At 71.5% G+C, this 6187-nt stretch carries 5 protein-coding genes; 2 read left to right on the top strand and 3 right to left on the bottom strand.

Annotated elements, in window-relative coordinates; translation table 11 throughout:
* On the top strand, positions 1 to 285 hold a 285-nt coding region (locus IY392_RS11310), incomplete at its 5' end, for a cupin domain-containing protein (RefSeq protein WP_194861271.1).
* A 124-nt stretch (positions 286 to 409) separates the two neighbouring features.
* The gene (locus IY392_RS11305; RefSeq protein WP_228549307.1) at positions 410 to 2056 is read left to right on the top strand and encodes an HNH endonuclease signature motif containing protein; all 1647 of its coding nucleotides are present in this window, start codon (positions 410 to 412) and stop codon (positions 2054 to 2056) included.
* Between the two features lie 23 nt (positions 2057 to 2079).
* Here the strand turns inward: IY392_RS11305 and IY392_RS11300 are convergent, their stop codons facing one another.
* From IY392_RS11300 to allB, 3 genes are all read right to left on the bottom strand, one after another.
* Complete coding sequence (locus tag IY392_RS11300; RefSeq protein ID WP_194861270.1) at positions 2080 to 3648, bottom strand: NAD(P)-binding domain-containing protein; 1569 nt, start codon at positions 3646 to 3648, stop codon at positions 2080 to 2082.
* 198 nt (positions 3649 to 3846) lie between these two features.
* Positions 3847 to 4893 (bottom strand): allantoicase, encoded by a 1047-nt coding sequence (gene alc / locus IY392_RS11295; protein ID WP_194861269.1) that lies wholly within the window; start codon positions 4891 to 4893, stop codon positions 3847 to 3849.
* A gap of 8 nt (positions 4894 to 4901) precedes the next feature.
* The coding region (allB, locus tag IY392_RS11290) for an allantoinase AllB (protein WP_194861268.1) at positions 4902 to 6187 on the bottom strand (1286 nt) is incomplete at its 5' end.

Below are 6187 nucleotides of genomic sequence, written 5' to 3'. Positions count from 1 at the left end.
CGCGCGGAGGGCACGGTCGGGGGCCACACCCGACTACTGCCGGGCGGGCCGAACGACACCCAGTTCCTCGAGTTCGTGGAGACCAATCACGTCCCGGGTCGGTTCTTCGAGCACCCCGGCCGCGAGTGGATCTACGTCACCCGTGGCACCGTTCTGCTCGAGGTGGGCGGGTCGGTGAGCAGATTGGAGCCGGGTGACGTGGCGCGGTACGACGGGACACTCCCCCACCGCTGGTACGTGCCCGAGGGTGGCACGGCGTGCCTGATCGTGGTGCGGCCAGGCTGAGGCGTCGGACCCGGCACCCTTCTGACCTGCGGTGCCCTGCAGGGGCCGAGCAGGGCACCGCAGGTCACACGCGCCGGTCGCCGCCCCCGGACAGCATGTCGCACCTCGAACATACGATCGAATCATGACCTCACCCACACCTCGCCTGTCCGACGGCACCGCGCCATGTGACCGCCCCACGCCACGTGACCACCCCACGCCACATGACGACGCCGACCCTCCTGACACGCTGGTGCCACCTCCTGGATTCACCACTGCGACAGGGCCGGCATCGCCCGTCCTGGTGCCCGAGGCGTTCGCCCGGTGGGATCCCGGCCAGCAGCGTGGCTACCTCACCCAACGAACGATCTACGCGGCCGAAGGGCGGACCCTCGCCTACGCCTACGACTGTGTCCGTTCGGCCACCGAGGGCTTCGCCACCGAGGGCGACCCACACCGCGACCCGTGGGAGGCGGCTGCCACGATGATCGGCGCCTCTATGGCTCTCTCCCGTCACGGGGCATCACGCCTGGTGACCACCGCGGTCGAGCTGACCGAGCGGCTTCCCCGCACCGCGGCGCTTCTGGCGACGGGATGGATAGGGATCCTCGCCGCCCACACCATCGCCGAGGAGACGGCCCTGGTGGCCGATCACCTCATGCCCGACGTTGACCGCCGAATCAGCGAGGGGCTTGCTCCCACCAGGCGCCGGACACACCCGCCGCGGCTGGGGCCGCTGCGCAAGATGCTCCTCAGGACAGTCTCCGCCTGCGATCCGCTGGGTGCTGACGCCCGCGCCGAACAGTCACGACGCGGTCAGGACGTGGAGCTGGTGCCCCTCCGCGACGACCGGGCGATCATCACGGCCACGCTCACCGCCGAGGACGCACTGGAGATCGCGGACCGTGTCGAGGCGCTCGCCCGCACCGCACCGGCGGGCGATCCGCGAACGCTCGGCCAACTTCGCGCGGCCGGACTGCTCGCGCTCAGCCGTGGGTGGAGTTGCCTGCCCGACCCACGAGGGGAACACCCCGGCGACCCGGAGGCCCGGTCCGCGGCGCGTCGGGTGGTCCTCCACGCCTACGACGACGGCAGCCCGGGCAACCGCGGGATCTCCCTCGCCGGATACGGACCGGTCACCGGGCACACCGCGAACGAACTGCAGCGCGACGTCAGGCACCGCGTCACCGAACTCTCCGAACTCGCGGACCCCGATTCCGCCGCCGCCCGACGCCACGCCCCGTCCGAGGCCCTGGCCCATTTCTGCCGTGGACGCGACGGCACCTGTGTGTTCCCCGGTTGCCAGACACCAGCCGAGAAGACCGACCTCGACCACATCATCCCCTTCGACCACGACCGTCCCGAACGCGGCGGGCACACGACCTGTGACGACCTCGGGAGCCTCTGCCGTTTCCACCACAGGCTCAAGACCGACGGAGTGTGGGCCTACTACCGGGACACCGACGGTTCCTATGTGTGGATCCACGGTCCCCGCCACCCGGACCGAGACCCCGGAACCCGTGTCACGACGTATCCCACGGGCCCTCTCTCGGACCACGCCGCTCCCCGACGACCCGAGGCGAGCCGGCGTCAGCGGGAGGCCGCCGAGGCGGGCGCCACCGGCAGCGGATGTGCGGAGTCCCGGAGACGTCCACACGTGCGGCACCGGCGTGACGCCGAACGACGCGGTCTCCGCGCGCAGGCGCGACTCCGGCGACACGCCCCACCGTCCGGTCCGGTGGCCCCCTCGGAGCCCTCGACCACGGGGCCTGAGGACGAGCCCCCGTTCTGATGAGCGGAGTGACACTCGCGCGGTCAGAACCGCGAGCTCATCGGATACCACCCGTCGGATGCGTCGTGGGGTCCGACGGAGCGGACCTCGATGTGCTCGAAGGATGCGAAGTCCCCGGCGAGCCTGCCCCAGTTCTCCCGGGTGATCGCGGTGGTGATCGTCGAGGCGATCCGCCCGATACCGCCGTAGATGCCGGAGAGCTGGTTCCCGGTCACGCCCATGGACGCGCGGGCGCCGGTCGAGAAATGGTGCAGCCGGGAGAGCCACGGAGCTGTGCCCGCATCTCGCTCGGTGAACTCGAACCCGGGACCCAGATAGGGACTCGATCCGGCCGGGTGTCCCACCGCGGGCGGGTGACGGTCGGACCACAGCGCTATGTCGTCGACGAACTCGGCGAGCTCCGGCCGCAACCGCAGGTCCACCGTGTATCCGGTCGCGGCCAGCACCACATCGGCGTGGAACCGCCCCCTGTCGGTGTCGATCGCGATCTCCTGCTCACCGGCGTCGGTGGAGACCATCGACACGGCCTTCCACCCACAGCCGGTGTGCAGTGCGAAGCCGGAGTGCGCGAAGCACCGCCACACCGAATGCTGGGTGGGCGGCTGCGGGAGGCCACCGGACATCACGCCGAACTCCCACTTGGCCTCGTCGTCGAGGTCGTAGAAGCGTTCCTGCATGCCCGGAAATTCCATCCACCGCAGTGGGTTGGACGCCGGGAGGGTCTCCCGGCGCACGAACACGTGCGCCCGGACGGCGCCGTGGTCGAGGGCGGTGGCCGCGTTGTCGAACCCGGATGCGCCACCGCCCAGTACCGCCACCCGCAGACCCCGCAGCGCGGCGAAGTCGATCGGGTCCTCCGTGTGGAACCAGCGCTCGCGGGGCAGCGAGGACGAGATGAGGTCCGGCACGCGCGGCCCGCCCCCGCCCGCGAGTCCGAGTGCGCAGACGATGCGCCTGGCGGTCACCGTGGTCTCGTTCCCCGCCGGGCCACTCAGTTCCACGGAGAAGGGCCCGTCCGGGGTGGCGGGCCGGTGGATCGCCGTGACGCGGGTCTGGTGCCGCACCCGGACGCCGGTGACCTCCCGGTACCACCGCAGGTAGTCGTTCCAGTCGAGCCGGGGAACAAGCTCGACGGCCGCCCACGCGGCCTCGCCGTACACGGCCTCGAACCAACGCCGGACGTGCAGGGAGGGGACGTCGAACTCGATACCCCTCATGTGTTTGGGGCTGCGCAGGGTGTGCATACGGGCATAGCGGTCCCAGCACCCCACCTGCTGCTCCGGACCGTCGTCCACCACCAGGACGCGGTCGATCCGTTGGCGTTGCAGCGCGAACGCGGTGCCCAGTCCGGCCTGCCCCCCGCCGATCACCAGGACGTCGAGTTCGCTCGACCCCGGATCCCGGGGGATCCAGTCGCGGGAGTGGCTGGTGGTGGCGATGTCCTCGTGCACACGGGCCCGGAGGGCCGCGAGGCGCTCCTCTGCGTCTGGAAGGCGCCGGGAGTCCGGTGCCGCGGTCACAGTGTCGGGGCTGGTGTCCGGGCCGGCGGTGACGGTATCGGATGCTGCGGCGTCGGAGGTCACGGCGGTCATGGCGGAGGAGCTCCTGGGTTCAGCGGGCCCGGGTCGATGCCGCGGGCCCACCCGGGTCCTGCGCCCGGGCGGACACCACGGCGATGCCTGACTGATGACTCGACCGCCGCGCCGTGGGACGCGGCGGTCGGATCGGCGGGGCCGACCGCACCATCGTGGTGTCGGACCCGAGTCTGGCAGCGCGGTTTTTCGGGTGTGTTACGGGCGCGTGAGCCCGGTGTGCCGTGCCCGGGCGACCCGCTCGGCCAGCTGGTCGAGGGCCTCGGGGCTCAACGTGCCGTGGACGCGCAGGCGGGCGATACCGCCGTCGGGGAACACGTCGAGCCGGACGAAGTGCACCGGACCCACCGGATGGCCCGGCCGGCCCACCAGAAAGCGGTGCCGGCAGTCGGGTTGCAGAGGCGTACGGGGAACGAGGTCCACCCACCGGTCGGGGTGGTCCAGGTCCTCTGCGCTGGCGATTCCACGAAGCGACGCCGACGCCGGCGCGTTACCGATGTAGTAGGAGGTGTCGATCTCCACGTGGTCGACCGATCCCTCGCCCGCGAGCGCCACCGTCACGTGGTCGTTTCCTCCCCCTCGTCGCCGGGAGTTCTCCCAGCCCTCGCCCATGACGCGGGAACGTCCGGGGGCGATGATGTTGGCCGGCGACGAGTAGAACAGGTCCGAGCAGTCGACCACCCGGCCGCCGTTCTCGGCGGCCGCGAGGTCGACGGTTCCCCGCAGGAACGTGGGGTCAGGGGTGGGGTCGCCGTGGACCCGCAGTCTCGCGACACCCCCGTCGGGGATCATCCGCAGCCGCACATGGGTCACCGGCGCGGAGTCGGGCACCGCGAAGTGATTGCGGGTGTCCCCCGCCGCTTCCGCCTCGGGTACCAGCGGCCGCCAGCGGGCACCCGCGAGGTCGTCGACCCCCGGGTAACCGTCGATCCACGCGCCGTCCACGGCGACCTGCGGGGGGTAGTTGCCGCGGAAGAAGGCGGTGTCCACCACGACCCCGCGCACCACGCCCGGCACGCCGAGACGGACTATCGCCGCGTCCTGCCCGGGCGAGCGCCGCCGGCGGGTCTCCCAGCCGTCGTAGACCTTGCCCTTGTGTCCGAACAGGGCCGGATCGAACACCGGCTCGGAGGCGAGGATCAGGTTCTCCTTCTCGGCGAAGAACTCGTCGTCGGCGTAGACGACACTGCCGGCCAGCTCGCGGGAGGCGAGGTCGGGCAGGGCGAGGTAGTCGGGCTCAGGCATCGGTGGTGTCATCCGGTCAGTTCCGTTCGTGAGGGTGGCGCAGCTGGCTCGGGTGGTCTCGGGCGAAAGACCGCGGTACCGGCGGCGGGGCCGTCGAGGTCCACGCGGCGGCCGGCGAGGTAGACCTCGCGCACGACTCCGCCGAGTGCCCGCTGGGCGTACGCGGTGACGGGGTTCTTGTGCTGCAACCGCTCGGGCAGGACCACGAACGCCTCGTCGGGGGCCAGGACCACCAGGTCGGCGCGGGCGCCCGGGCGGATCGACCCGCGGTCTCGAAGCCCGGCGAACTCGGCGGGGCCGGACGACATCCACCGGACGACATCGGGCAGCCCCAGTCCGCGCAGTCGCGCCTCGGACCAGATGATCGGCAGGCCCAGTTGCACCGAGGCGATCCCGCCCCACGCCTGGCCGAAGTCACCGGTGTCGAAGCGCTTGAGTTCGGGAACGCACGGCGAATGGTCGGAGACCACCAGATCGATGGTCCCGTCCCGCAGCCCCTCCCAGAGCCGCTCGCGGTTACCGGCCTCACGGATCGGCGGGCAACACTTGTAGTGGGTGGCGCCGGGCTGGATCTCCTCGGAGAACAGAGACAGATAGTGCGGGCACGTCTCCACCGTGAGGGGCAGCCCCTCCGCCTTGGCCGAACGGATCAGCGGGAGGGCGTCGGCGGCCGAGAGGTGGAGGATGTGGGTCCGGCATCCGGTGCGGCGGACGCCGTCGATCACCTGCGCCACCGCACGGACCTCCGCGGCGACCGGTCTGGACTCGACGAATCCCGCGTACGCGGGCCCGGACGCCGGCGGCTGCGCGTCGATGGTGCCGGCGTCCTCGGCGTGGACGATCAGCAGCCCGTCGAACCCGGCGATCTCCTCCATGGCCGCCACCATCTGCGCGGCGTCCAGCGGCGGGAATTCGTCGATCCCGGAGTCGAGCAGGAAGCACTTGAACCCGAACACCCCGCGGTCCCAGAGTGCGCGTAGACGGCCCAGGTTCTCGGGCACGGCTCCACCCCAGAACCCGGTGTCCACCCGGAGTGTGCCGCTCGCACTGGCCAGTTTCGCGTCCAACGCGCCGGGCGTGGTGGTGACGGGGCTCGAGTTGAGCGGCATGTCGATCAGGGTGGTCACTCCGCCACACGCCGCGGCCCGGGTGGCGCTGGCGAAGCCCTCCCAGTCCGTGCGGCCGGGTTCGTTGATGTGGACGTGGGTGTCGACGAGGCCGGGGAGCAGCACCACGTCGTCACCCAGGTCCACGACGTGCGTACCGGCCGGGGTCGGGGAGGTCGGGGCCGCGG

It is taken from the genome of Dietzia sp. SYD-A1, from assembly GCF_015356725.1.
Lineage (GTDB): Bacteria > Actinomycetota > Actinomycetes > Mycobacteriales > Mycobacteriaceae > Dietzia.
This window is presented reverse-complemented; position numbering and strand designations above follow the sequence as displayed.

Coding starts and splice junctions, on each gene's coding strand:
- alc (WP_194861269.1), bottom strand. CDS start 4,893: ATGCCTGAGCCCGACTACCTCGCCCTGCCCGACCTCGCCTCCCGCGAG.
- IY392_RS11300 (WP_194861270.1), bottom strand. CDS start 3,648: ATGACCGCCGTGACCTCCGACGCCGCAGCATCCGATACCGTCACCGCC.
- IY392_RS11305 (WP_228549307.1), top strand. CDS start 410: ATGACCTCACCCACACCTCGCCTGTCCGACGGCACCGCGCCATGTGAC.